This is a genomic window from Pelosinus sp. IPA-1, assembly GCF_030269905.1.
In the GTDB taxonomy this organism is placed as follows: Bacteria; Bacillota; Negativicutes; order DSM-13327; family DSM-13327; genus Pelosinus.
Genome location: NZ_BSVC01000001.1, coordinates 374,291 through 398,314 on the forward strand (window position 1 = coordinate 374,291; position 24,024 = coordinate 398,314).

General features: G+C 38.7%; 22 protein-coding genes and 2 riboswitches. Of the genes, 19 read left to right on the plus strand and 3 right to left on the minus strand.

Annotation, left to right across the window (positions count from 1 at the left end):
* The first annotated feature begins 44 nt into the window (after positions 1–44).
* The 15 genes from QSJ81_RS01610 (at position 45) to QSJ81_RS01680 (ending at position 14,684) form a co-directional block, all read left to right on the plus strand.
* The gene (locus QSJ81_RS01610) at positions 45–1,958 is read left to right on the plus strand and encodes a TonB-dependent receptor plug domain-containing protein (protein ID WP_285715664.1); all 1,914 of its coding nucleotides are present in this window, start codon (positions 45–47) and stop codon (positions 1,956–1,958) included.
* A 138-nt stretch (positions 1,959–2,096) separates the two neighbouring features.
* Positions 2,097–3,053 carry a TIM barrel protein gene (locus QSJ81_RS01615; RefSeq protein WP_285715665.1) on the plus strand — a complete coding sequence of 319 codons (957 nt, stop codon included), beginning with the start codon at positions 2,097–2,099 and terminating at the stop codon, positions 3,051–3,053.
* Positions 3,054–3,065: 12 nt separating this feature from the next.
* Positions 3,066–4,016, plus strand: coding sequence for an ABC transporter substrate-binding protein (locus tag QSJ81_RS01620; RefSeq protein ID WP_285715666.1), 951 nt, complete (start codon positions 3,066–3,068; stop codon positions 4,014–4,016).
* Positions 4,013–5,083: a FecCD family ABC transporter permease gene (locus tag QSJ81_RS01625; protein ID WP_285715667.1), complete on the plus strand. Its 1,071-nt coding sequence runs from the start codon at positions 4,013–4,015 to the stop codon at positions 5,081–5,083. Before QSJ81_RS01620 ends, QSJ81_RS01625 begins: the two co-directional genes overlap by 4 nt.
* On the plus strand, positions 5,080–6,321 hold the full coding sequence (locus QSJ81_RS01630) for an ABC transporter ATP-binding protein (RefSeq protein WP_285715668.1): 1,242 nt from the start codon (positions 5,080–5,082) through the stop codon (positions 6,319–6,321). The genes QSJ81_RS01625 and QSJ81_RS01630 overlap by 4 nt, the downstream gene beginning before the upstream one ends.
* A 71-nt stretch (positions 6,322–6,392) precedes the next feature.
* Positions 6,393–7,040, plus strand: a complete 648-nt coding sequence (locus QSJ81_RS01635; RefSeq protein ID WP_285715669.1) for a MotA/TolQ/ExbB proton channel family protein — start codon at positions 6,393–6,395, stop codon at positions 7,038–7,040.
* Positions 7,027–7,437: an ExbD/TolR family protein gene (locus QSJ81_RS01640; protein WP_285715670.1), complete on the plus strand. Its 411-nt coding sequence runs from the start codon at positions 7,027–7,029 to the stop codon at positions 7,435–7,437. Before QSJ81_RS01635 ends, QSJ81_RS01640 begins: the two co-directional genes overlap by 14 nt.
* Positions 7,438–7,442: 5 nt before the next feature.
* Positions 7,443–8,213 (plus strand): energy transducer TonB, encoded by a 771-nt coding sequence (locus QSJ81_RS01645; protein ID WP_285715671.1) that lies wholly within the window; start codon positions 7,443–7,445, stop codon positions 8,211–8,213.
* A gap of 92 nt (positions 8,214–8,305) precedes the next feature.
* Positions 8,306–9,073: an SDR family NAD(P)-dependent oxidoreductase gene (locus QSJ81_RS01650; RefSeq protein WP_285715672.1), complete on the plus strand. Its 768-nt coding sequence runs from the start codon at positions 8,306–8,308 to the stop codon at positions 9,071–9,073.
* Between the two features lie 57 nt (positions 9,074–9,130).
* Positions 9,131–9,313: riboswitch (cobalamin riboswitch) on the plus strand.
* Between the two features lie 196 nt (positions 9,314–9,509).
* Positions 9,510–10,217 (plus strand): precorrin-2 C(20)-methyltransferase, encoded by a 708-nt coding sequence (gene cobI / locus QSJ81_RS01655; RefSeq protein WP_038668667.1) that lies wholly within the window; start codon positions 9,510–9,512, stop codon positions 10,215–10,217.
* 93 nt (positions 10,218–10,310) lie between these two features.
* Positions 10,311–11,279: an ABC transporter substrate-binding protein gene (locus QSJ81_RS01660; RefSeq protein WP_285715673.1), complete on the plus strand. Its 969-nt coding sequence runs from the start codon at positions 10,311–10,313 to the stop codon at positions 11,277–11,279.
* The gene (locus tag QSJ81_RS01665; RefSeq protein ID WP_285715674.1) at positions 11,269–12,285 is read left to right on the plus strand and encodes a FecCD family ABC transporter permease; all 1,017 of its coding nucleotides are present in this window, start codon (positions 11,269–11,271) and stop codon (positions 12,283–12,285) included. Before QSJ81_RS01660 ends, QSJ81_RS01665 begins: the two co-directional genes overlap by 11 nt.
* Entirely contained in the window at positions 12,285–13,076 is a 792-nt protein-coding gene (locus tag QSJ81_RS01670; protein WP_285715675.1) for an ABC transporter ATP-binding protein, read from the plus strand. The genes QSJ81_RS01665 and QSJ81_RS01670 overlap by 1 nt, the downstream gene beginning before the upstream one ends.
* A gap of 28 nt (positions 13,077–13,104) precedes the next feature.
* On the plus strand, positions 13,105–13,944 hold the full coding sequence (locus QSJ81_RS01675; RefSeq protein ID WP_285715676.1) for an ABC transporter ATP-binding protein: 840 nt from the start codon (positions 13,105–13,107) through the stop codon (positions 13,942–13,944).
* Positions 13,944–14,684: an ABC transporter permease gene (locus tag QSJ81_RS01680; RefSeq protein WP_285715677.1), complete on the plus strand. Its 741-nt coding sequence runs from the start codon at positions 13,944–13,946 to the stop codon at positions 14,682–14,684. Before QSJ81_RS01675 ends, QSJ81_RS01680 begins: the two co-directional genes overlap by 1 nt.
* 47 nt (positions 14,685–14,731) lie before the next feature.
* Here the strand turns inward: QSJ81_RS01680 and QSJ81_RS01685 are convergent, their stop codons facing one another.
* Positions 14,732–15,907 carry a M20 metallopeptidase family protein gene (locus QSJ81_RS01685; RefSeq protein ID WP_285715678.1) on the minus strand — a complete coding sequence of 392 codons (1,176 nt, stop codon included), beginning with the start codon at positions 15,905–15,907 and terminating at the stop codon, positions 14,732–14,734.
* A gap of 189 nt (positions 15,908–16,096) precedes the next feature.
* Between QSJ81_RS01685 and QSJ81_RS01690 the strand changes: the two genes are divergently transcribed.
* The gene (locus QSJ81_RS01690; protein ID WP_285715679.1) at positions 16,097–17,038 is read left to right on the plus strand and encodes a metal ABC transporter substrate-binding protein; all 942 of its coding nucleotides are present in this window, start codon (positions 16,097–16,099) and stop codon (positions 17,036–17,038) included.
* A gap of 75 nt (positions 17,039–17,113) precedes the next feature.
* Here QSJ81_RS01690 and QSJ81_RS01695 read toward each other — a convergent pair whose 3' ends face one another.
* The gene (locus QSJ81_RS01695; protein ID WP_285715680.1) at positions 17,114–17,809 is read right to left on the minus strand and encodes a heparan-alpha-glucosaminide N-acetyltransferase; all 696 of its coding nucleotides are present in this window, start codon (positions 17,807–17,809) and stop codon (positions 17,114–17,116) included.
* Positions 17,810–18,154: 345 nt separating this feature from the next.
* Here QSJ81_RS01695 and QSJ81_RS01700 point away from each other — a divergent pair, with 345 nt between their 5' ends.
* Complete coding sequence (locus tag QSJ81_RS01700) at positions 18,155–20,188, plus strand: PAS domain-containing sensor histidine kinase (RefSeq protein WP_285715681.1); 2,034 nt, start codon at positions 18,155–18,157, stop codon at positions 20,186–20,188.
* Between the two features lie 92 nt (positions 20,189–20,280).
* Complete coding sequence (locus QSJ81_RS01705) at positions 20,281–21,327, plus strand: response regulator (protein WP_285715682.1); 1,047 nt, start codon at positions 20,281–20,283, stop codon at positions 21,325–21,327.
* Positions 21,328–21,397: 70 nt separating this feature from the next.
* On the opposite strand, the gene QSJ81_RS01710 is transcribed toward QSJ81_RS01705, so the two are convergent.
* Positions 21,398–21,736, minus strand: a complete 339-nt coding sequence (locus QSJ81_RS01710) for a cupin domain-containing protein (protein ID WP_285715683.1) — start codon at positions 21,734–21,736, stop codon at positions 21,398–21,400.
* A gap of 189 nt (positions 21,737–21,925) precedes the next feature.
* Here QSJ81_RS01710 and asnB point away from each other — a divergent pair, with 189 nt between their 5' ends.
* Positions 21,926–23,770: an asparagine synthase (glutamine-hydrolyzing) gene (gene asnB, locus QSJ81_RS01715; RefSeq protein ID WP_285715684.1), complete on the plus strand. Its 1,845-nt coding sequence runs from the start codon at positions 21,926–21,928 to the stop codon at positions 23,768–23,770.
* Between the two features lie 114 nt (positions 23,771–23,884).
* A riboswitch (cyclic di-GMP riboswitch) is annotated at positions 23,885–23,975 on the plus strand.
* Positions 23,976–24,024 lie beyond the last annotated feature (49 nt).

Genomic DNA, 24,024 nt, shown 5'->3' on the forward strand with positions numbered 1-24,024 from the left:
CTGTTGAAAGAATGGTAAAAATCAAATATATAGGAGGGCAAATTGTGCAAGTAAATAAGATAAGGTTGAAAAAAGCCAAGCGATGTGCCTGTGTGTTAAGTAGTGCCCTATTACTACAAATGCAAAATGTGTATGCAGAAGAGAATGAGGAATATTCCTTTGATCAAATGGTGGTGACAGCTAATCGGGTACCTACCAAAATAACAGAAACAGCTGCGAATGTAACAGTAATTACGAAAAAGCAAATTGAAGAAGGTAACTATCATAATATCGGAGAGGTATTGCAACATATACCAGGGATTTCCATAGGATCTAATGGTGCTCCAGGCAGCATCAGTGCTGCATTTATTAATGGCAGTGAACAAGTCGTGGTGATGATTGATGGTAGGCGCATGAATTTGCCTAATGGTATAGGTGGACTTGGTATGGCTACGACCAATCTAGCTAGTTTGGTAGGTATAGGGAACATTGAACGCATCGAAATAGTAAAAGGCGGTAGATCTGCTTTATATGGTGCAGATGCTGTTGGCGGCGTAATTAATATCATTACGAAAAAAGGTGAAAAGAATCAAACAGCGGTAACAGTAGCAGGAGGTAATTGGGATAGTAAGAATTACACCCTGGTTAACGAGGGTAAAAAAGATAAGCTGAGTTGGTTCTTTACTGCTGATAAAAAGCAAATAGGTGATTATTCAGATGGAAATAACAAAACATATAGGTATACAGGTATTGATCAAGAGGCTTATACATTGCGGTTGGATCAAAAAATGAATAATGGTAATTTAAGTTTTTCTTATGAAAACTTTCATCATGAAAATGAAGGGAAAGCAGCTAATAAATATGAAAATACCAATCAGCATAATTGGGACTTTACCTATACAGAAGATACCTCTGCTAATACAGATTACCAAATTAAATTTTATCAAAATGCGAACCATCGTTTTGGTTTAGGCAGTAACACTTGGGATCGATATGATCATGACGTTAGAACAAAAGGTTTCAACTTTCAAGTAAATTCTAAAATAAATGAGAAAAACTCGTTAACGACAGGAATTGATTGGCGAAAAGACGAGATTGAAAGTAGTGAGTATGGCAGTAAAGATAGCACCGTAAAAGCGATTTATTTACAGGATAAATGGAATATAACGGATAAGTTTAGTGTTATTCCAGGGATTCGTTATGATAATAGTGATATATACGGAAATAAAACAACTCCACAGCTAGGGGCAAATTATAAACAAAATGAGCGCACTACTTATTACGCATCGTGGGGTAAAGTATTTCAAACACCACGTTTTGATGATTTATACTGGCCATCATCAGTTGATCCTGCAAATGCGTATTATCCAGGTTCACCAGAGACCCATTATGATGGTAATCCTCATCTAAAACCAGAAACTGGGTGGAATGCTGAAGTTGGAGTGAATCATAAATTTGATAATACATTAGAAGGAAATTTCTCAGCTTTTACTCGCAGGCTAAATGATGCGATTGCTTGGAAAAATGTTAGTACAAATTCTGCAATAGAATATTGGATGCCTTCTAATGTGGATAAGCAAAAAGCCGATGGTTTTGAAATGCAGTTAACTAAGAGACTTACTGCTGAATTAAAAACATTCATTGGCTATAACTATTTGCGTGTTAGGAATAAAACACAATATGATAGTAATTTTGTAAGGGACAAAAATATAGGGGATGAAACATGGAATATTGGCATGTCCTATGGATCTGAAAAAATGAATGCTGATATAAAAGGCACGGCCGTTCTGGGACGAACCAATAGCCAATTTATAGAAAAAAGTTACTGGTTATGGGATGCGCATGTTAACTTAAAATTAGATAAGAATAATACCGCATTTTTAACCGTAAATAACATACTCGATAAATATTATGATACTTCTGCTGGTAAGCCTTGTAGCGGACGTAATTACTTGATTGGATTAAAAACGATATTTTAGCTGTTAGTAACAGAAGATGAAGTGTTCTACTGAAACACTGCAGTGTAGTATATTGCACTTGTTAACAGTGTAAAGAAATCTATTTATGCTACAATTGGCAGGAAAAATAAGCTAATTTTGTTGTAAAGGACTTAAGCTATGTTAAAACTTGTAAATTTATCTAATTGTGCGTCGGATTTGGAGCTTATTCATAATAGTCCAGAATGTTTACGAGCATTCTTGAATCAGCATCATTTAGATGGGCTGGAAATGATGTTTTGTGATTCTTGGGATTCACGCGTCCATAAAAAGGAGTGGATCCAGGGAGTGCACCTACGTTTTTGGCCCAACTGGCTGGATTTTTGGCGTGGTAACAGACAAGAACTACTTAGGCAATTTGGCAGCGATGATCAAATTGAAGCTTGTTATGGTGCATTGAATCCCGAGGGGTGGTTGCATGTATACCGGGATAATATTCGTAAAGCAAAAATGGCAGGTGCCAAATACCTTGTGTTTCATGTCAGTCAGGCGCGGATTCCAGAATTGTTTAATTGGCAGTTTAACTATTCAGATCAAGAAGTTATTGAGGCTACCCTTGAGGTAGTAAATCAATTAGTCAAAGATATACCGTCTGATATGGAATTATTATTTGAAAATTTATGGTGGCCAGGGTTAACATTACAAAATAAAGAACTTACTGCTTTATTACTGGATAAAGTGAAGCATTCTAAAGTTGGTATTATGCTAGATGTTGGGCATTTAATGAATACCAATCCAGAATTAAAGAGCCAAGATGAGGGCATCGATTATGTACTAAAAATTATTGAATCATTAGGCCAATATAAAAATTACATTCACGGTATACATCTACATCATTCCTTATCAGGTGAATACATAAAGCAAAGTAGAGGTATAGCCGTACCACAGAAAAATATTTTGGCAAGAGCAATGAGTCATGTACTTAAAATTGATGAGCATCTACCATTTACGTCCTCAGCAGTCAACCGGATTCTTGAATTAGTACAACCTCGATATGTTGTGCATGAATTTATGTATACATCCATTGCAGATTGGTCAAGAAAAGTTACTACGCAACAGCAAGCCGTGCGATATTAGGAGAGATAACAAATGAAAAAAATGTTTATCATTAGTTTGCTAGTCAGTTTTACTCTCCTATTGATAAGCGGTTGCGCATCCCGTTCACAGCCTAATCAACCTACAGTAGGATATGAAGTACAAGATTCACAAGGTTACATCGTGAAACTTCCTAAAAAACCTATTCGTATTGCCTCTCTATCTTTAGGAGCAGATGAAATAATAGTAGGGTTAGTTTCTATGGAACGTATTTTGGCTTTGACCTATTTAGCCGATGATCCAGGTATATCTAATGTAGCGGAGCAAGCCAAGTTAGTGCCCAACAAGGTAAAGGCTAACCCAGAGACCATAATTGCCTTACAACCTGATTTATTATTTATTGCGGATTGGCAGCCAGTAGAATTAATTCAAATCCTTCGGGAAGCCGGGATCTCGGTGTATGTCTATAAAACACCGAAGACGATTGCTGATGTAAAACTTGTGATTTATGAAATAGCACATGCGGTTGGCGAAGAAAAAAGAGGTCAAGAAATGGTGGCACAAATGGAGCAGCAATTACTGATGGTCCAAAAGTCCCTGGAAAAGGTTAACGCTGCAGAAGGAAAGACGGTGGTATTGTTTTCTTTAATGGGGGGCATTGGTGGAAAGGGAAGTTTATTTGATGATATATGTCAGTATGCAGGTGTCATAAACGGAGCCAGCAAAGTAGGTGTTGGCAAGAATGACACCATGTCAAAAGAGCAAATTGTGGAGGCACAACCTGATGTTTTTATTATGCCAATGTGGGATTACTCAGGGAAAACAGATGTAAATCAATATAAGTCTGAGATACAAGCTGATCCAGCATTTCAAACTCTGACAGCAATTAAAAAGCAGCAATTAGTTATGATCCCCGATCGCCACTTAAGCTGTACTTCCCAATATATAGTCCAAGGAGTAGTGGATGTTGCGAAGGCAGCTTATCCGCAATATAACAATCTATGAGAGACGTAAAGTGCAAGAAAACACAAAATTTTCGAGCTAAGAAGGCTTGGAATATAATACTGATTATGAGCTTCTTGTTATTTGGCGTTATATTATTTTCTATCTCTAGGGGAACTATCGAAGTTCCTTGGAATGAGACTTTACTGATTATAGCTGGGCATATCCCTTTTGTTGGTCTGCAAATGCCAGACGTTAATCCTGAATATCAAGCTGTAGTATGGCAGATTCGTTTACCTCGTGTATTGGTAGGTATGCTGGTAGGAGCTGCTTTAAGTGCTTCTGGAGCTGTGATGCAAGGGGTTTTTGGTAACCCCCTGGCTGATCCGGGCATCATTGGTGTTTCGAGTGGCGCTGCTTTTGGTGCTGTCGTAGCGATTGCTCTTGGTCTCACGTCAATCAGTATATTTATTATGCCAATTTTTGCTTTAGTAGGAGCAATTTTAGCAGTTAGTTTAACTGTTTTTTTATCAATGTTACGAGGAAAAATACCAGTGATGACCTTATTATTATCAGGTGTGGCTGTTAGTATGCTGATGGGGGCTTTCACATCTGCCATCTTGACTTTAATGAGTGAATATCGTGTCCGTGAGTATTTATTTTGGATGGTGGGGGGCCTGGATTATCGCAGGTGGGAACATGTTTATTTAGCAGTTGGCCCTATTTTTAGCGGTATAGTGATTCTCTGTTTGTTAGCGAGACATCTCAATATTTTGGCTTTGGGTGAACAGGAGGCTAAGTCCGTGGGTGTGCCTGTAGTAGCCTTACGACTGCTATTATTATTTGTGGCTGCTGCCACTACGGCAATCGCTGTATGTGTAAGTGGTACTATTGGCTTTGTCGGTTTAATTGTGCCACATATTATGCGAATGATAGTAGGACCAGAACATCGCTGGCTGCTACCAAGCAGCGCCTTAGCAGGGGCTTTATTCTTAGTGTTCTGTGATGCATTAGGACGTATGATTTCTCCCCCCAATGAGATCCGCGTCGGCATTATGACGGCTTTACTAGGGGCACCCTATTTTTTATATCTCTTGCGAAAGGCGCAGCAAACGGGAGGCACTTCATGATGCAGGAAGTAATAACAGTTTGTGATAGTAGCATTACAATAGGTGATAAAAAGATCTTGAAACATATTACCTGCAGCATTGGTGCGGGAGAATTTGTGGGTATTATTGGCCCCAATGGGGCTGGGAAGAGTACTTTGCTCCTTGGTTTGCGCGGTTTTTTACCCTTAGCCACTGGTGAGGTACAGTTACTAGGTCGGCCTATTGCTGCCTTAGAGAATAAGGAGTTAGCCAGGCAAGTTGCCTATATGCAGCAGGAAGTAAATGTAGGCTTTGGTTATACAGCATTGGAAGTGGTATTAACAGGACGCTATCCTTACTTAAAGTGGTGGCAGCATGAAAGAGTCAAAGATAAAGAAATTGCCCATAAATATATGAAATTTACAGGTGTTGACACGTTAGCAGATAAACCTGTACATACTATGTCGGGAGGTGAAAAACAGCGGGTTTTATTGGCAAAAGTCTTGACTCAGGAAACACCTATTATTTTTTTAGATGAGCCTACTGCTAGTCTGGACTTACTATACCAAGAAGAAATCTTCCGTTATTGTCAATTGATTTCTGAACAAGGGAAAACGGTATTAATTGTAGCCCATGATTTAAAATTAGCAGCTAAGTTTTGTTCTCGCTTGCTCTTATTAGCCGATGGTCATATTGTTGCCGACGGTGCACCAGGCAGTGTGATTACAAAGGAAAATCTCCATACTGCTTATGGTTTGCAGGCTGCTGTATTTATGAATCAGGTAACTGGTAATTTAGATATCCACACCTATACTTCTGCTACTTATAATCATAATAAAGATATAACTGTTCACATTATTTGTGGCGGCGGATCCGGGGGACGAATTATACGTTTGCTTTATGAACTTGGGTTTCGTCTGACGGTTGGTGTAATACAGCCAAGTGATGTGGATGCCCATGTTGCAGAAGCTTTTCATATACCTTGTGTATTAGGCCAGCCCTTTTCAAAGATAGATGAGTCATCTGCACAACAGAATCGTACACAGATCAGCAAAGCTGATTGGATAGTATTGTCAAATGTAACTTATGGGGAGCAAAATATCGATAATTTACAAGCTGCTTTTGAGGCTAAAAAAGTAATTGTTATTGAGGACACACCGATTGAAAAGAGAGATTTCATTGGGGGTCAAGCCATTAAATTATATGTAAAACTAATAAAAATGCCTCATGTTACTGTGATGACATTGGAACAGTTTACAAAATCACTAGAGAAGAATTAAACGTATTAACAGGAAATATTATCATATTGCCAATGGTATGAGATAGAAAAAAGAAAGGAGTGATAAACAATATGGAATTTTTATCACAATGCATCAGTTTATTTTACAAGGGTGGCCCAGTTATGTATGTTATTCTAGGATGTTCTTTCGTTGTAGTAGTGATTGCCATAGAAAGGTTTGTATATTTTCGCGATATGTCTACAGATACTCAGATCTTTATTAATAAGCTGAAGCCCTTATTGGAGAGACAGAAGATTGTTGAAGCGCAGCAAGTGTGTGAACATACGTCAGCTATAATTGGACGTTTAGCTGCAGAAGGATTAGAGGCTTATCAGCGAGAGAGCAACCCAGAAGTGGCTATGGAAGGAACAGCTGCTTTATTAGCAGCTAGATTACGAGAATATTTAAATTATCTAAGCTCGATTGTTACCTTATCTCCTTTATTAGGGTTGCTAGGAACTGTAATTGGTATGATTAATTCTTTTAGTGTTTTTAATGTGAAAAATGGGCAGCCTATGGCAATTACAGGAGGAGTTGGTGAAGCATTAGTTGCAACGGCTGCGGGATTAATTGTAGCTATTATGGCATTAATCGTGCACAGTTATTTTACCCATCGTTTGGATAAATTGGTTACGGATATGGAACAAGTCTATACTCTAGTTACAACTCGACTGCCCAGCGGAAAAAGAACTCGGAGGGAAAATCATGAAATTGCGTAGCTTACGCATTGAAAATCAACCAGCGTTAATGATTATTCCGATGATCGATATTATATTTTTTTTGTTAGTATTTTTTATGATGAGTACCTTATATATGGTAGAGCAGCATACCATTCCGATTAATTTACCCCAGGCTGCGACTGCACAGCAGGAAATGGACAAGAATATTAATATTACTGTTATGCAAGATGGCAAAGTCATTTTTGATCAGGAAGAAATTCCTCTGTCTTTGTTACAAAAACGTATTGGTGTAGAACTGGTCAAGCAGCCTGAGAATATATTTATCGTGCGAGCGGATAAGCAAGCAGAGTATGGTCAAGTAGTGGCAGTATTAGATGAACTAAAATTGTCAGGGGCGCGTAGGGTGGCTGTGGCTACGGATCAGAAAGGAAGATAGCATACATGAGATACTATCCACGCTGGCGAAAAGCGATTGTCAGTTCTATCATTTTTCATATATTGTTTTTGAGTATTGTAGGTTGGCTGGCAAGGGATTTTTTTTCACCTATAGATCCCGAGACTTATATTGAATTAGAACTATTAACAGATGCAGCAGCGGCAGGACCAAAATCCAATGATGCATCGTCAGCTGCACAGGATACACAGCAGGCAGCAACAACGCAGCTTGCACCTGAGTCAGTTATGAAGAGTACTAGTAGTATGGTTTCATCAGCTGTTCCTAAGGTAGTGGCTATAACAAATGAGTTAGCGGTAGTAGCTGTGGAGGCATCAGCATCCCAAGCTAGCGGTGATTATGAGCAAGAAAGTACTTCTTCAGCTACAGGTACAACTAGTGGAGGGAGTTTGAACGAATCAGGCAAAGGCACTACTGCCGGCCATGGCGGCGGTGGTAGTGGAAAAGCAGGTAATGGTAGTGGTAATAGCTCTGGAACTACGCAGATCACTAGGCCAAGTATTTTATCCAAGGTAGAACCTACTTACCCTGAAGCAGCGCGAATGGCTGGTTTACAAGGTACTGTTCAGGTTAAAATACAAATATTGGCCAATGGTTTACCTGGAGAGGTAACGGTAAATAGTTCGTCAGGACAGAATAGTTTAGATGAGGCAGCGATAGAAGCGGTCAGGCAATGGCGATTTATACCCGCGAAAAATCGAGGGGGTGTTAACATCATGTGTTATACAACAATACCCATCGTTTTTCGCTTGAGGTAAGAAAAATAGGCGTAAACCTACTTATTGATGTAGTAAAACCATAGAGTCAGGGTATATAATGAAGAAATAAATAAAAAAACAGGAGCTGACTTATGGATTATTCTTTTGAGGGGAAAGTAGCTATTATTACTGGCGGTACTTCTGGCATTGGCTTAGAGACAGGACGCCAATTGTTATCACAAGGCGCCAAAGTAGCTCTCGTTGGGAGTCAGGAAGAAAAGGGAAAAATGGCCTTGCAAGAACTAGCTAGTTTTGAGGAACAGGTACGCTTTATTCAAGGTGATATTCGTAAGGTTCGGCAATGCCAAGAGGTCGTAGACAAGGCAGTGGCCTTGTTTGGTAGGCTTGATATCGTCATTAATTCTGCTGGCATCTATATGGAGAAACTTATTGGCGAAGTGAGCGAAGATGAGTTTGATAATATGATGAATGTGAATATAAAGGGAACTTACTTTATTTGTAAATATGCCTTACCTCACCTGCGTCAAAGAGGGGGCGGGGCGATTGTAAATATTTCATCTGATGCAGGGATTAATGGAAATTCTTTGTGTACAACATATTGTGCATCCAAAGGTGCAGTGACGACCTTTACAAAGGCGTTGTCCTTAGAGAGTATTCATTATGGAATTCGTGCGAATTGTGTATGTCCAGGTGATGTAAATACCCCTATGCTGCAGCAGCAATTAGCAGGAGTCGATAACCCGCAGGAATATTTACGCGATATGTCCTCGATTTATCCCATTGGGCGTATTGGTGAGGCTCATGAGATTGCCAATGTTATTTGTTTTCTGGCATCAGAGCAAGCATCCTTTGTTAACGGGGCTGTGTGGAGCGTTGACGGTGGTTTGACATCCTGTTAATATGCTTGACAAGTTAAATTTTTTATTATACAGTTATTACTAAGAGAACAGTGAAAATTAAATATTGACGGTATAGGTGCCCTTGTGGGCTTAATAGGGAAGTCGGTTTAAATCCGGCGCGGTCCCGCCACTGTAATGAGGAGCGAATCCATAGTTATGCCACTGAAAAATGATTTTTCGGGAAGGTGTGGATAAGTAATGATTCAAAGCCAGGAGAACTGCCTATATAGCAATCGCCGTTATAACCTGCGAGAGATAGGGAGGAGATTAGTGCAATTGTACTGAATGCGAGATCAAAATGCCCCTTGGCAACGATTTTTCATTATTACAGAGTTCTATAATTGTATTTATTGAAATCTTCCAGCTAATGTAACGGAAGGTTTTTTTGTTGTTACGAGATATTTAACATACTACAAATCATGCTGAGGAGGACGTTATGTCAGGAATTTTTTATGGTGTTGGTGTAGGACCAGGGGATCCCCAATTACTTACATTAAAGGCAGTAGAAGTAATCAAAAATGCGGATGTTGTTATTGCTCCTAAAACGGAGAAAAAAGAAGACAGTACAGCGCTATCCATTGCTCGTCCCTATTTGAAAGCTGATGTTGAGATATTAAAGTTGGTTTTCCCAATGGTAAGCAATACTGATACTTTGGCAGATGCATGGGAAAACAATAAAAATAGTATCTTAAAAGAATTACAAGCAGGGAAAAAGGTTGTATTTTTAACATTGGGGGATCCAATGTTTTATAGTACATATATGTATGTTTATCGCTTATTAAAGGACTGTGGACACGGGATCGAAACCATACCTGGTGTTCCTGCTTTTTGTGCCATAGGCAGTCAGTTAGGGCAACCTTTAGCAGAGGGCAATGATGTAATTAGCATTATTCCTGCTACAATGGCAGAGGGAGAAATGGATAAAGTATTAGCTATTTCTGATAATGTTGTATTAATGAAAGTATATAAGAACTTCGGAAAAGTAGTAGAAAAACTGGAACAGTATGGTTTTGGTGATAATGCGGTTATGATTAGCAAATGTGGTTTGCCTGATGAACAGGTAAGCTATAATTTAAGCGAAGTTGATGGAACAAACGTTAATTATTTGACGACAATTTTGGCAAAGAAACGCAAACTTGGCTAGACTTATATGGAATTATAAAAAAGGGATGAATGATTTCGCCGGATAGCTTTATCCGGCCTTTCCCATTTTTTTATGTATGAAAGGGGAATTGTTGTGAAAGGGAAATTTGCTTATTTGATTTGTATACTTAGTGTAATGAGTCTAATTTTTACAGGATGTGCTTCTCAACCTCAAGATAAGGCGATAACAAAATCATCTGGTGATTATTTGCAGATGACAGATGACGCGGGACGTTCAGTGGTACTTCCCAAAAAGCCACAACGTATCGTTGTGTTATCTACTTCTTATTTAGATATGTTATATGGTATCGGCGGCAAGGCTGTAGGACGCCCTAGTTCAAAGACACCTCAAACCTTTCCAGCATCCCAAGACCTTTCGGAAGTAGGGTTCGTCTATAATGTAAATAGTGAGCAGGTGTTAGCATTGCAACCTGATTTAGTAATTGGTTTTCAAGGAATTCATGATAAATTAGTTCCTATATTGGAAAGCAGTAAGATTCCCGTTATGATACTAAAAATGAAAACCTATGATGATATTTTAGCAAAGGTAAAACTATTTGGTGATATAGCTGGTACTCAAGAACAGGCTCAGAGTCTTCTTACTGAGATGCAGACAAAAATTAATGGAGTAACAGCCAAATTGCCAGCACAAAGTAAAAAAGTAGTGATATTACATGCGACAGCGAAAAATGTTACTGTAGAGCTAGAAAATACAATTGCTGGTAATGTGGCGAACATTTTAAAAATCAAAAACATTGCCGCAGGCAGTACGCCTATGGTTGGTGATGGCGAAGTCACTCCCTATAGTTTAGAAAAATTGGTAGAAGGCGATGCAGACGCTATTTTGGTGGTAACCATGGGGAATATGACAGAAATTGAAAAAAGAATGAAAGCAGACATTGAAAGTAATCCAGCCTGGAACGGTTTACGAGCGGTAAAGACAGGAAAGGTATTTTTTCTGCCAGGGGAATTATTTCAACTAAATCCTGGTATTCGTTTTCATGAATCTGTTGAATATATGGCAAAAGTAGTATATCCAGAGGTTTATGGCAATGTTAAGTAGAAAAATTCTCTTTAGTACTATACTTGGTGACCGGAGTCGATGGCGATTTTTTATTATCCTAGTATTCGCAGTTTGTGCTTTTTGCGGCATTCTGCTTAGTTTACGTGTTGGATCCTTAGCGATAAGTGTCAATGATATTGTATCGGCTATTCTTTCGGATAATTCAGGGGCTAATCGTCAAGTGATTTGGAATATTCGCTTGCCTCGTACTTTAGTGGGGGCCTTAGTGGGTATTAATTTGTCCCTAGCGGGGGCAATTCTTCAAGGTGTCATGAAAAACCCTTTAGCGGACCCTCATATTATTGGAGTGTCTTCGGGGGCGGGATTAGCCGGTGTAAGTATTATGGTGCTGTTTCCCCATAAGGAATACTTAGTGACGCCTGTTGCTTTTATGGGAGCGATGGTGGCCGCTGTCTTTATCTATATATTAGCGTGGAAAGGTGGCATTCGCCCTGTACGCATTATCTTAGCTGGGGTGGCTGTATCAGCCTTTTTAAATTCTGCTATTTCTGCCTTATTGGTTTTCTATAGTGATCGGGTTCATGGGGCGTTGATGTGGATGGTAGGGGGCCTATCAGCTCGTAGTTGGCCTCACTTAGATATTATATTGCCGTATACGATACTTGGTGGCACCTTAGCTATATTGGGAGCAAGACGACTTAATATATTAAACTTAGGGGACGAGATTGCCAGAGGGCTAGGGTTAAATGTGGAAGTTTCTAGAATTGCTATGACAGCAGTGGCGGCCTTATTAGCAGCAAGCGCTGTTAGTGTGGTAGGCTTACTTGGCTTTGTCGGACTTATCGTACCCCACGCGGCGAGGTTATTAGTGGGTTCTGATTATCGTTATTTATTACCTGCCTCCGCTTTACTAGGCGTAGCAGTTGTTACCTTAAGTGATACCTTGGCAAGAGTTCTATTCTCCCCAATTGAAATTCCCGTAGGGATCATTATGGCCTTTATAGGCGCGCCCTTTTTTCTCTACTTATTAAGGAGGGATGCCTAATGACCTTTATGAAAGGAGAGGGGTTGTCTGTAAGTTTCGGTGATGAAATAGTGTTGAAAAATCTTTCAGTAGAAATAGAAGAAGGGAAGATTATTGCTATTTTAGGTCCGAATGGTTCAGGTAAAAGCACCTTACTTAAAGTGTTATCTCGGAATATAAAACCGAATAGGGGTAGTGTATATCTAGATGATAAGAACTTAGTGCAGTTTAGTGGGAAAATCCTTGCTCAAAAAATGGCTGTATTGCCTCAATCACCCCAGGCACCTAGTGATTTAACAGTGAAAGATTTAGTCGAATTTGGACGTTTTCCTCACCAAAGTTGGTGGCAAGGTAAATCAAAACAAGATGATGATTGTGTAGGTTGGGCCTTGCGGCAAACAGGCCTTATCCAGATGGCCGATCGAGTGGTTAGTACCCTGTCTGGCGGTGAACGGCAAAGGGTTTGGATTGCGATGGCTTTGGCCCAAAAACCTGAGATTTTGCTTTTGGATGAGCCAACCACCTACCTTGATATTTGTCATCAGTTAGAAATAATGGAACTGCTAGCTAACTTTAATAATGAGCAACATCTTACAGTAGTGATGGTGCTGCATGATATTAATCATGCAGCTCGATATTCGGATTATGTTGTTGTTGTGCAAGAGGGACAGGTTTTTGCTGCAGGTAGTCCGCGGGAAGTCATTACAGAACATACTTTACGAGAAGTTTTTGGTGTTGAGAGTGAGGTTATTCTCGATAAGGCAGGAAAACCAGTAGTCATCATTCAGGGATTAACCTGTAAGATAGGCTAAGATTTGATGATAAGTAGGGGATAGTAAAATGATTCAAATAGAAGGTTTTAGCAAGAGCTTTGGTGAACGGGTTGCCGTGGATAATTTATCCTTAAGCATTGCTAAAGGAGAAGTTTTTGGCTTGTTAGGACCCAATGGAGCCGGAAAAACAACGACGATTCGAGTGCTAACCATGTTAACGCGTCCAACAACTGGAAAAATTATTATTGATGGTTCGGAAGCATCTCAAGATGAAAAGCATATTAAGGCTGTAATCGGCGTAGTCCCGCAGCATTTCAATTTGGATATCGATTTGACTCCCAGAGAAAATCTCGAGCTTCATGGCCGTCTGCATCATATGTTACCAGAGGTGCGGAAAAAAAGAATTGAAGAGCTACTAAAGTATGTGGAACTCGATGATCGAGCAAATGATATGGTACAGAAATTTTCTGGCGGCATGAAGCGGCGCTTAATGATTGCAAGAGCTTTATTGCACCAGCCAAAGGTTCTTTTTCTTGATGAACCGACAGTAGGACTGGATCCACAAGTGCGTCGCCGCTTATGGGATCTTATACGGCGTCTGAAAAATGAAGGACTTACGGTACTCTTGACAACCCACTATATTGAAGAGGCAGAGAACTTATGTCAACGAGTTGCGATTATGGAAAAAGGAAAACTGATTGCTATGGATAGCCCCATTGCGATTTGTAAGCGTTTTGGGGAATATGTGGTGGAGTGGTCAGACGATAAGGGGACAAAGACAAAATTCTTTCCTGATCGAAATTCTGCTGCTAGTTTTGCCACTACCTTAACGACTACGACTACTTTGCGTCAGGCAAATCTCGAAGATGCCTTTGTTGAGTTGACGGGACGAAAGGTGGTAAATTAATGGTATACGATATTTGGACAGTCTTTTGGCGGGATTGGCTGGTATTGAAACGGCGCATAGGCCGATTTATTCTCTCGCGGATGGTGTCGCCCGTCTTGTACTTAGTAGCCTTTGGTTGGGGGTTAGGACGCAGTATTCAAGTAAATCAAGGCAGTTATTTGGATTTTATCGTTCCTGGTATTATTGCGTTAAATTCCATGAATATTAGTTTTAATTCCGTAGGTAGCCCACTTAATATGAGTAGGTTGTATCATAAGACATTAGAAGAATATTTAATTGCACCGATTGCCTCTAGTTCTTTTGTGATTGGAAAAGTATTATCAGGTGCCTTAAGAGGATTGATTTCATCTGTTATTATTATTGCATTAGCCTATCTCTTTGGTGCTCATGCTTTGATTAACAGTTGGTTTTTGTTGACCTTGGTCTTAAACTGTCTGGTATTTGCCTCCATGGCCTTTGTAGCGGCTATGGTTATGAATTCACATGAAGATATGGCTAATTTTAATACCTACATATTATTGCCTATGTCCTTTTTGTGTGCCACTTTTTTTGTGCCAGATCATTTACCAACACTTATGCGTTTACTCATTGAACTACTGCCTCTTACTCATGCAAGCTACGCTTTGCGAGCAATTGCCCTTGGGGGAGATGTACCAAAGCTTTCTTTGCTGGTTATGCTAGTTTATAGTATCTCCTTTACAGGAATCGGCATATGGTTACTCGAGAAAGTTCGTGAATAGAGAAAAACATCTGCCTAATATAGGCAGATGTTTTGTTATTAGAAAGCCTAGCTTGTAGGAAATGCAAGTTTCATGGCGGCACGGACCATAATTTCTGTGCCGTAAGCTAAGGATCTTTCATCGATATCATATTTAGGATGATGTTGAGGATAGATAATACCTTCCTCTTCGTTACCAACGCCAATAAAAATAAAGGCTCCAGGAATTTTTTCAAGATAGCAGGAAAAATCTTCGCCACCCATTACAGGATCAATTAGTAAACTATTTTCTTTAGAAAGGCTAATGCCACTGGCATTAAACAGTACATCTGCAACCTCAGGGTTGTTGATGACTGGCGAAAATCCAAAGATTGTATCAATTTGGAAAGTGGCACCTGCTCCTTGGCAGATACCGCTGACCACTTCTTCAATTCGTTTAAAAATAGTGGTTTTAACTTCTTTCGAAAAAGAACGCACTGTGCCAACTAAGGTTGCTGTATCAGGAATTATATTGAAGGTATCTCCTGATCGGAATACACCAATGGACAAAACTGCTTGTTCTAGTGGATCAATATTGCGACTTACAATGGTATGAAGTGTTGTTACGACTTGGGCGCCGATAAGTAAGGCATCAATGGTTTGATGAGGCATAGATCCATGGCCGCCCCTGCCTTTTATTTGAATCGTAAACTGATCAGGTGAAGCCATCATGCGATTATAGCTAATTCCGCTTGTTCCGACCCTTAGGGTTTGCCAAAGGTGGGCTCCAATGATGGTATCAACATCTGTAAGAGCGCCCTCTTTTATCATTAAGGCTGCTCCTCCGGGGAAGCATTCTTCGCTAGGCTGAAACAAAAAGCGTATGTTTCCTGTTAAGTTGTCTTTTAGATCTACTAATGTTTTTGCTGCTCCAATGAGCATAGCAGTATGACCATCGTGCCCACAAGCATGGCATACTCCTGGATTTTGGGATTGATATGGCTTGCCGCATTCATCTTCTAGTTCTAAGGCATCTATGTCAGCACGGATGGCAACTGTTTTTCCAGGAAGAGCTCCTTTTAGGTCAGCAATGACACCTGTGCCTGCTATTTTGCGGGGGACAAGTCCTAAGGCAAATAATTCATCCATAATTTTTTGTTGGGTGTTAAACTCTTTTGCGCTTAACTCGGGATAGGTATGAAAGTGACGACGCAAGGCAATAATAGAGTCCGCATGTTTTTTAATGCTGTTTTTAATGGCTGGCAATCAAATGGCCCCCTTTTAAAGAATAATAAACCCCATTATATACCTTAGAATGGTGAAATAAAAGAAAAAATATGGGTGATTCCTATAGTCCTACAATCTAAATAAGAAAATTTATGGAAAAATAGACAAGAATGTTCTTATATGATATTATATACCACATAAGAACATTCTTAATAAGGGGAAATGAAGATGAAAAAAAAATGGTCAATAGCGCTAATTTTGCTAGTAGCTGTATTGTCTATGGCTGGGTGTGGCGGAATGAAATCTGCAGCACCAGAAGGAGCCCAAAAAATTAAAGTTGTAGCTACTATGTATCCAGTATATGAATTCGTAAAACAAGTAGGCGGTGATAAGGTGGATGTAGTTATGCTCATACCACCAGGCGCTGAACCGCATGATTGGGAACCAACTGCAAAAGATATTATTCAAATCAAGGATGCTAAGATCTTTGCTTACCATGGAATTGGGTTTGAGCCTGTTGAAAAATTGTTGAAAAAAGATGTATTGGGTAATGCCATTCCATTAGAAATAACGAAAGATGTTACTAAATTGCCAGCTAGTCATGAAGACGAGGAAGAAGAGCATGGCCATAGCCACGGAGAAGATCATAAATATGATCCCCATACTTGGCTTGATCCAGTGTCTGTACAACAAGAAGTAAATACAATCGCTCAAGCACTAGCTTCTGTGGATGAAAAAAACGCGGAAGTATACAAAAAAAATGCAGAAACTTATAATAAGAAGCTAGCAGATTTAGATGAAAAATATAAGAAAACTCTAAGTGGGATGACCAATAAAGAGATTGTTACAAGTCATAAGGCTTTTGCCTACTTAGCAAACCGTTATGGTTTTGAACAATTAGGTATTATGGGAATTTCTCCTGATGCAGAGCCTACCCCTGATAAAATGGCAAAAATCACGGAATTTTGCCGTGAGCATAAGGTGAAATATATATTCTTTGAAACCTTAACAAGCCCCAAATTGGCTCAGACGATTGCCAAAGAAACCGGAGCTCAGTTGCTAGTCTTAAATCCTATTGAAAGCCTAACAGAACAGGAAACAAAAGAAGGTAAAGATTATATTGCAATTATGAACGAAAATTTAGTGAACCTAGAGAAGGCTTTAAAGTAAAAATAAGTAAAGTAAGCACCCCTTCGTGTACAATTAAATGTACTCTAAGGGGTGCTATTTAATGACTTATTCCTGTTATTTGCCATGTATAACATATAGTAATGCTAATAAAATAGGCTGGTGTATAAGATAGATAGCTAAAGATTGCCTACCCAGCCAAGTAATAGCTTGAGGAGGATGCAGAGTTAGTGAGCTCTTTTTGGCGGCATATACTGTTTTTCCTGCAATAATGCCAGCTAAAAATACTCCATACCAAGGAAATAGGGGGTAAAAATCTAAAGAAGTGAAAGTAGCTGACTGTAGGCCTAAGGGAAAAAGATAAGGCGAGTTTACGAAACGTTCTGCAAAAATTAATCCAAGGGTAATGGATGTAATGCTTAGTGAAAATAGCCAGCGTATTGATAATTGCTGTATAAACCTAGCGGAGATTAGGCTAATGCCAAGAAAATGCAGGATACCAAAACGAATATAAAAATCGCTATTATAAAAATAAGTGACAGCGGTTAATACCATGGCCCAGGTAAATACCTTAATCCCATGGTTTGTGCTACGAAAACTTAGGGTACTACTGATGCCACAGAGGAACATGAACAATATGGCAGATAATTTTCCTTCTATATACCAAAAACCTCGGAAATAATCTACATTATAGAAATAAAAATCTTTTAAATCGACAATAAGATGAAAGAGTATCATGAGAAGTATCGCTATGCCGCGAGCAAAGTCGATTTCTTCAATACGTTTATTATTTGTTATATCGTTATGCAGCATAAGAGTCTCCTAATAAATGTTGATAGTATAATTAGTGTAATCATTTTCTAAGATAAAGGCAATCAAAAATAAGAAGTAAATACTAAATAGCACAAGAAAAGGAAACTTTAGGTGAATATAGCAGGTTAAATAGAATATTTGTCGAAATAAACAGTAAATTACAAAAAATGATAAGAAAAGACTTGGCTTAGGCCAAGTCCTCAGACGCAGGCAGAAGCCTTAGTCGTTCTTACTTGGAATCAAGGAAATGTTATACTTTCTGATTCTGTAAAATAAGACGAATTGACCGATACTAGTAATTTCACTGATTAATACATTTTATATAGGGTAAAAGGTGGTGAGTTTTTGGCAGAGACGAAGACAATAGAGGGGGCAGATTTTTTACAAAAAATTCTTGATACCATCTCACAGCCAATTTTCTTTAAAGATAATACAGGCAAATATTTAGGATGTAATAAAGCCTTTGAGAATTTTCATGAATTATCTAAAAATGAAATTCTAGGAAAAACCATATTGGATATAGAGTCGACGAAACTTGGTCAAATATATCATCAGCAAGATGTAGACTTACTTACTAAAGGTCAAGTGGAAAAACGAGACCTTGTTTTTATAAAAAATGATCGTGTTTTAATGATGAATAAAAACACCTATCTAAATACGGATGGTTCTCTAGGAGGTTTAGTTGGGGTTATTAATGATATTACTGAGTTAAAAGAAAACCAACAGCAGCTACGGGAGAGTCAAGAACAATTAAAAGTACTGATAACATCGATCCAAGATATGATATTTACATTGAATGTAGAAGGACGCTGCACAGGTTTTTATGGACAATGGGCCACAAAGGCTGGCGTACTCGATGCAGAATACATTGGAGAGACATTACATCATATATTTGCTGATAGTTACGAAGAGTTTGAAAGGGATATTTTCCCTAAGGTATTAGCGGGGCAAGATGTTATGTATGAATGTCAGCTAGGTAGTGTTATGGGGGGGAAACAGGCGCAGATATCTTTATCCCCTATTTATAATGAAAATCATCAAATTGCTGGTGTTGTAGGCGTGGGAAGAGATGTCACTGTCCAGCAAATGGTAGTGGAAGCCCTAAGGGAAAGTGAAAATATGTATAGGGGGCTGGTAGATACAACGCCTTATGGTATCATTCTGACAGATATTAGTGGAAGAATCCAAATCGTTAACCAACAGTCCGCTTTTTTACATAACTTCGATGATCTTGAAGAAATGATGGGTAAGAACTTCTTTTCTTTGGTAGAATCGGAAGAACAAAAACGCATGCAAGGGCTTTTTTCTAAAGTAATTGAAAAGGGTAAGGCGCAAAAGGCCGAATTTAGTTTAGTAAAACACAAGGGTGGATCTTTTCTTAGCGAGGTTATAACTTCATCCGTAGTAGACGCACAAGGAAACCCAAAATTCTTCATTAACGTGGAACGTGATATTACAGAAGAAAAAAGTATGCAGGAAGTTTTAAAAGGAAAAAATGAAGAACTGCATTTTACAATAGCCCAATTAAAAGTTGCACAAGTTAAACTTGTGCAGCAGGAAAAATTGGCTGGGATTGGCCAACTAGCTGCAGGGGTTGCTCATGAGATAAATAATCCTCTGGGTTTTGTTATTAGCAATTACTCTACCCTAAAAAATTATGTAGAACGTTTGCGAACCATTATTCAGGAATATAGCAATGTAAAAATGGTAGCAGAAAAAATCGATGATCCTAACCTGACAGAATTTGTTGCGAAAATGAATCAACTAGAGAAGGAAAAAAAGATTAACTTTGTATTGGAAGATATTCAAGATCTATTTAAGGAATCAAATGATGGCTTGGAACGGGTTGGTAAAATTGTTACCGGTCTTCGTAACTTCGCTAGAATTGATCAAGAGACAGACTTTCAAGAATATGACTTGAATGAAGGGATAAAAAATACACTAGTGGTTGCTAGAAATGAAATAAAATACTGTGCCAATGTGGAAGAAAATTTAGGTGATATTCCATGTATTGAGGCAGTCGGCAGCCATATTAATCAGGTATTATTAAATATAATAGTAAACGCGGGTCAGGCTATTAAACAAAAGCAGGTAGAAGCACTAGGTTTGATACGAATTACTACATATACCTTTGGTGAATTTGTTTACTGTGAAATCTCTGATGATGGTGTTGGGATAGCAGAAGAGAATAAAGAGAAGATTTTTGAGGCATTTTTTACCACCAAGCCAATCGGTCAAGGAACTGGTTTAGGTTTGAGCATATCCCATGATATTATTGTCAACAAACATCATGGTGAAATTATCCTCGATAGTACTGTAGGGATAGGTACTGTGTTTATTATGAAACTTCCAATTAAGCAGACTAATCAAAGTATATAGTGAGGTCAAAGGTATCCTCTTTTTAGCGTAAAAGTTAGTTAAAAGATGTAAATAGGTATTGGTAACGGTCGATAATTAGGAGGGGTAATAATATGGGAAACGTATCAGGAAACGAACAAGGTGTATCTTCTGTTTTATTTGTTGACGATGAAGCTAATATTCTAAGTTCCATACGCCGGGCAGTGATTGATGAGAAATATGTATCTTATTTCGCAGGGAGCGGTTTGGAAGCTCTAGGTATTATGGAAAAGAATGAGATTAGCGTAATTGTTACAGATATGAGAATGCCTGGAATGGACGGATTGCAATTACTAAAGATTGTAAAAGAAAAGTATCCTAATACGGTGAAAATTGTATTATCTGGATATACTCAATTATCCCAAGTATTAGCAACGGTAAATCAGGCAGATATTTTTAATTTTATTGCCAAGCCTTGGGATATGGAAACGGAACTCAAATATGTAATTGATAAAGCTCTTGAGCACTATCAACTTAAGAAAAACGAAGCTCAACTTAAAGAAAAATTAGAAATACGCAATATGGCTTATCAAAATGTTTTGAAAAAGATGGAATTTAATGCAAACCACAGAGAAAGGCAACTACAACATATTAGAAAAATCAATAAATTACTATTAGAATCGATAGAAAGAATTGATGACAATGAAAGTAAGTTCTTAGCAATGCTGCTGAATGATTATATAGAAAAATTGCCTGGAGGGGCGGATGAATTTTCTGTAGATAAACTAGTTGAGGCACTAAAAATCTTAGTTACGGCAGACCCTCTATATAGTTCGGCAACTTGTAAAGTCGATAATGTTTGGCAGGGGGGAGTTTGTGGAAATTATGATTTAATTCAACTTGCTGTAGCTTCTTTACTGAAGATTATTCCTGCACATCATTATGGTAAAGGCTTGTATATTCAAATCTCAGTAAAAGAGAAAGAGGATAAAGTAGTATTAGATTTCACCATCTTTTTTCTGGATGCTGATGGTATCTATAAAGATCAGTTTTCTCAACATTCTTATCAAGCAATGGAGAAAGTTATAAGTGAAATTATGGGTGGGAAATTTACGGCATTGCGTAAGGATGAGAAACAAAGCATACAATTAGAGTTTATTTTAGAAAAATCTCAACAGTAATTGGGCTTAATATGGTATATATGAATAAAGAAGACTTGGCGTAAGCCAAGTCTTCTTATTGTTTGTGCTATTATTGTTTTACTAAAATTAGCATCATTTTAAAATTTTCTATAGCATCCAAACCATGAGGAATATTAGAAGGCATAACTAGAGTTTGTCCCTTGCGGGCAGCAAACTTATTTTCCCCTACAGTAATACTGGCCTCACCGTCAAGTATGTAGACCATAGCATCGCCAGGTGCGGAATGCGTGCTCACAGCTTCTCCCTTGGCGAAAGCAAAAAGTGTTAGGGTAAGTGCATCGTTTTGCACTAGCGTAAGACTAACTACGCGTCCCTCTTGATATTCTACTAAACTAGCCATTTCTAAGGCAGTGCTAAACTCGATATTTTTAATGAATTTTTTTTCCATGTGAATCAATCCTCCGTCTTATTTATTTTTTTATTCTATTGTTATTGTACATGCTAATGTATCCGGTTTCTGTGATAATTATCACAATTATTATATTTTGGAGTATCACATTTAAAGATAATCTCATATATTATCTTGTGGTAGGCATAAGAAATATTCTCTTTATTTTCTCAAAGGAGTGAAATAATTATGTGTGGAATTACTGGATGGATCGACTGGGAAAGAAATCTTGAGAATGAAGGTCATATAGTAGGGAATATGATGGAAACATTAGCTGCTCGTGGCCCTGATGCTTCAGGTATGTATTTATCAAAACACGCAGCATTTGGTCATAGACGCTTGAGTGTAGTTGATCTTGTGAATGGTGCCCAGCCTATGATTAGAGATAGAGGGGAACAACGGTACGTAATTACTTATAATGGAGAACTTTATAACACACCTGAGTTACGGCAAGTATTAGAGTCTAAAGGATATACCTTCCGTACAACTTGCGATACGGAGGTTTTGCTAACTGCCTATATAGAGTGGGGACCCTCTTGTGTAGAACAATTTAATGGGATATTTGCTTTTGGTATTTGGGATGAGAGACAGCAAACCTTGTTTCTTGCACGTGATCGGATCGGAGTCAAACCTCTATTTTATACCAACAAAGGGAATTGGCTTTTATTTGGCTCAGAGCTAAAAGCATTGCTGGCACATCCTGAGGTTCGCCCACAGGTTGATAGTGAAGGTTTAGCAGAGGTATTTATCATTGGACCTGGTCGGACTCCAGGGCACGGTGTATTTAAAGGCATAGATGAATTAAGGCCTGGACATAGTATGTTATATAGTCGAAGTGGCGTAAAGATAAGTCAATATTGGGCGCTGGAAAGTATGCCTCATAAAGATGACTTTGATACCACAGTCAGTACGGTTCGGGAGCTTTTACAGGATATTGTTAAACGTCAATTAGTTGCTGATGTTCCAGTATGTACCTTATTATCGGGCGGGCTTGACTCAAGTGCATTAACTGCATTGGCGGCTATTAACTACCGCCAAGATGGATTAGGAGGTATTCATACATATTCTGTAGATTACCTGAATAATGAGCAATATTTTAAGGCAAACGATTTTCAACCTAATTCAGACGCTCCTTGGGTGCGCCGTGTTTCTGATTTATATGCTACTTCCCACCATAATATAATATTGGATACACCCGAATTAGCTGGTAGTTTACCGAACGCTGCAATTTCACGGGATTTACCAGGAATGGCGGATGTAGATACTTCCTTATATTTGTTTTGCCGGGAAATTAAAAAAGGAGCTACAGTTGCCTTATCAGGCGAATGTGCTGATGAAGTATTTGGTGGCTATCCTTGGTTTTATCGTGAAGAAATGATCAATGCCTCAAGCTTTCCTTGGGCACCAAAACCTGAGGTGCGGATGGAATGGTTATCTCCTGAGCTAGGGCTTAAGACTAAGCCTCATGAGTATTTAAAACGACGCTATCATGAAGCATTAGCTGAGGTGCCACAGTTACCAGGTGAGGATGCTCAATCGGCTCGTATGCGAGAAATATTTTATCTGAGTCTAACACGTTGGATGCCTACCCTGCTTGACCGCAAAGATCGTATGAGTATGGCTTTCGGTCTTGAGGTAAGAGTTCCTTATTGTGATCATCGACTAGTCGAATATGTATGGAACGTACCTTGGAGTATGAAAAATTACCATGAAAGAGAAAAAGGTTTATTAAGGCATGCTTTAGTTGGAATTTTGCCCGAGGATGTTTTATGGAGAAAGAAAAGTCCATATCCCAAAACTCATAATCCATCCTATTTGAGCACCGTACGTCAGTGGGTATTACGTATTTTAGATGATCCTTCTTCCCCGTTAAAAAATGTAGTGGATGTAGCTAAAGTGCGTTCTATGGCGCAACCTGATTCCCCAATATCTAATATACCCTGGTTTGGTCAGCTCATGACAAATGCCCAGTTATTTGCCTATTTAATTCAAGTAGATACTTGGCTAAGAGAGTATAAGGTGGAAATGGTATAACATTGCAGACGCCAATCATGCCCGAAGAGTTATCTTAGGGCATGATTTTATTGTTACCTATGAAAGATCATTTTTGCAGGAATTTGACAAAAAATGGCGAAGTAAATTATCAAAGTTAAATATTGGCAAACCTACCGAAAGATAGGGACGCAAAGCCATGGGTCTAAAGATTTAGTAAGGAATCTAAGATTGCCAGGTTGCTCAATGTATTGATATGAGTAATTTGGCAATCTTTATTTATGCCTAAAGGAGGA

What these genes read in the sequence shown, in the direction of transcription:
- QSJ81_RS01695 (WP_285715680.1), bottom strand. Translation starts at nt 17,809, where the DNA reads ATGCTGCATAACGATATAACAAATAATAAACGTATTGAAGAAATCGAC.
- QSJ81_RS01640 (WP_285715670.1), top strand. Translation starts at nt 7,027, where the DNA reads ATGAAATTGCGTAGCTTACGCATTGAAAATCAACCAGCGTTAATGATT.
- QSJ81_RS01705 (WP_285715682.1), top strand. Translation starts at nt 20,281, where the DNA reads ATGGGAAACGTATCAGGAAACGAACAAGGTGTATCTTCTGTTTTATTT.
- QSJ81_RS01650 (WP_285715672.1), top strand. Translation starts at nt 8,306, where the DNA reads ATGGATTATTCTTTTGAGGGGAAAGTAGCTATTATTACTGGCGGTACT.
- QSJ81_RS01635 (WP_285715669.1), top strand. Translation starts at nt 6,393, where the DNA reads ATGGAATTTTTATCACAATGCATCAGTTTATTTTACAAGGGTGGCCCA.
- QSJ81_RS01620 (WP_285715666.1), top strand. Translation starts at nt 3,066, where the DNA reads ATGAAAAAAATGTTTATCATTAGTTTGCTAGTCAGTTTTACTCTCCTA.
- QSJ81_RS01670 (WP_285715675.1), top strand. Translation starts at nt 12,285, where the DNA reads ATGACCTTTATGAAAGGAGAGGGGTTGTCTGTAAGTTTCGGTGATGAA.
- QSJ81_RS01675 (WP_285715676.1), top strand. Translation starts at nt 13,105, where the DNA reads ATGATTCAAATAGAAGGTTTTAGCAAGAGCTTTGGTGAACGGGTTGCC.
- QSJ81_RS01615 (WP_285715665.1), top strand. Translation starts at nt 2,097, where the DNA reads ATGTTAAAACTTGTAAATTTATCTAATTGTGCGTCGGATTTGGAGCTT.
- QSJ81_RS01625 (WP_285715667.1), top strand. Translation starts at nt 4,013, where the DNA reads ATGAGAGACGTAAAGTGCAAGAAAACACAAAATTTTCGAGCTAAGAAG.
- QSJ81_RS01710 (WP_285715683.1), bottom strand. Translation starts at nt 21,736, where the DNA reads ATGGAAAAAAAATTCATTAAAAATATCGAGTTTAGCACTGCCTTAGAA.
- QSJ81_RS01645 (WP_285715671.1), top strand. Translation starts at nt 7,443, where the DNA reads ATGAGATACTATCCACGCTGGCGAAAAGCGATTGTCAGTTCTATCATT.
- QSJ81_RS01690 (WP_285715679.1), top strand. Translation starts at nt 16,097, where the DNA reads ATGAAAAAAAAATGGTCAATAGCGCTAATTTTGCTAGTAGCTGTATTG.
- asnB (WP_285715684.1), top strand. Translation starts at nt 21,926, where the DNA reads ATGTGTGGAATTACTGGATGGATCGACTGGGAAAGAAATCTTGAGAAT.
- QSJ81_RS01630 (WP_285715668.1), top strand. Translation starts at nt 5,080, where the DNA reads ATGATGCAGGAAGTAATAACAGTTTGTGATAGTAGCATTACAATAGGT.
- QSJ81_RS01680 (WP_285715677.1), top strand. Translation starts at nt 13,944, where the DNA reads ATGGTATACGATATTTGGACAGTCTTTTGGCGGGATTGGCTGGTATTG.
- cobI (WP_038668667.1), top strand. Translation starts at nt 9,510, where the DNA reads ATGTCAGGAATTTTTTATGGTGTTGGTGTAGGACCAGGGGATCCCCAA.
- QSJ81_RS01665 (WP_285715674.1), top strand. Translation starts at nt 11,269, where the DNA reads ATGTTAAGTAGAAAAATTCTCTTTAGTACTATACTTGGTGACCGGAGT.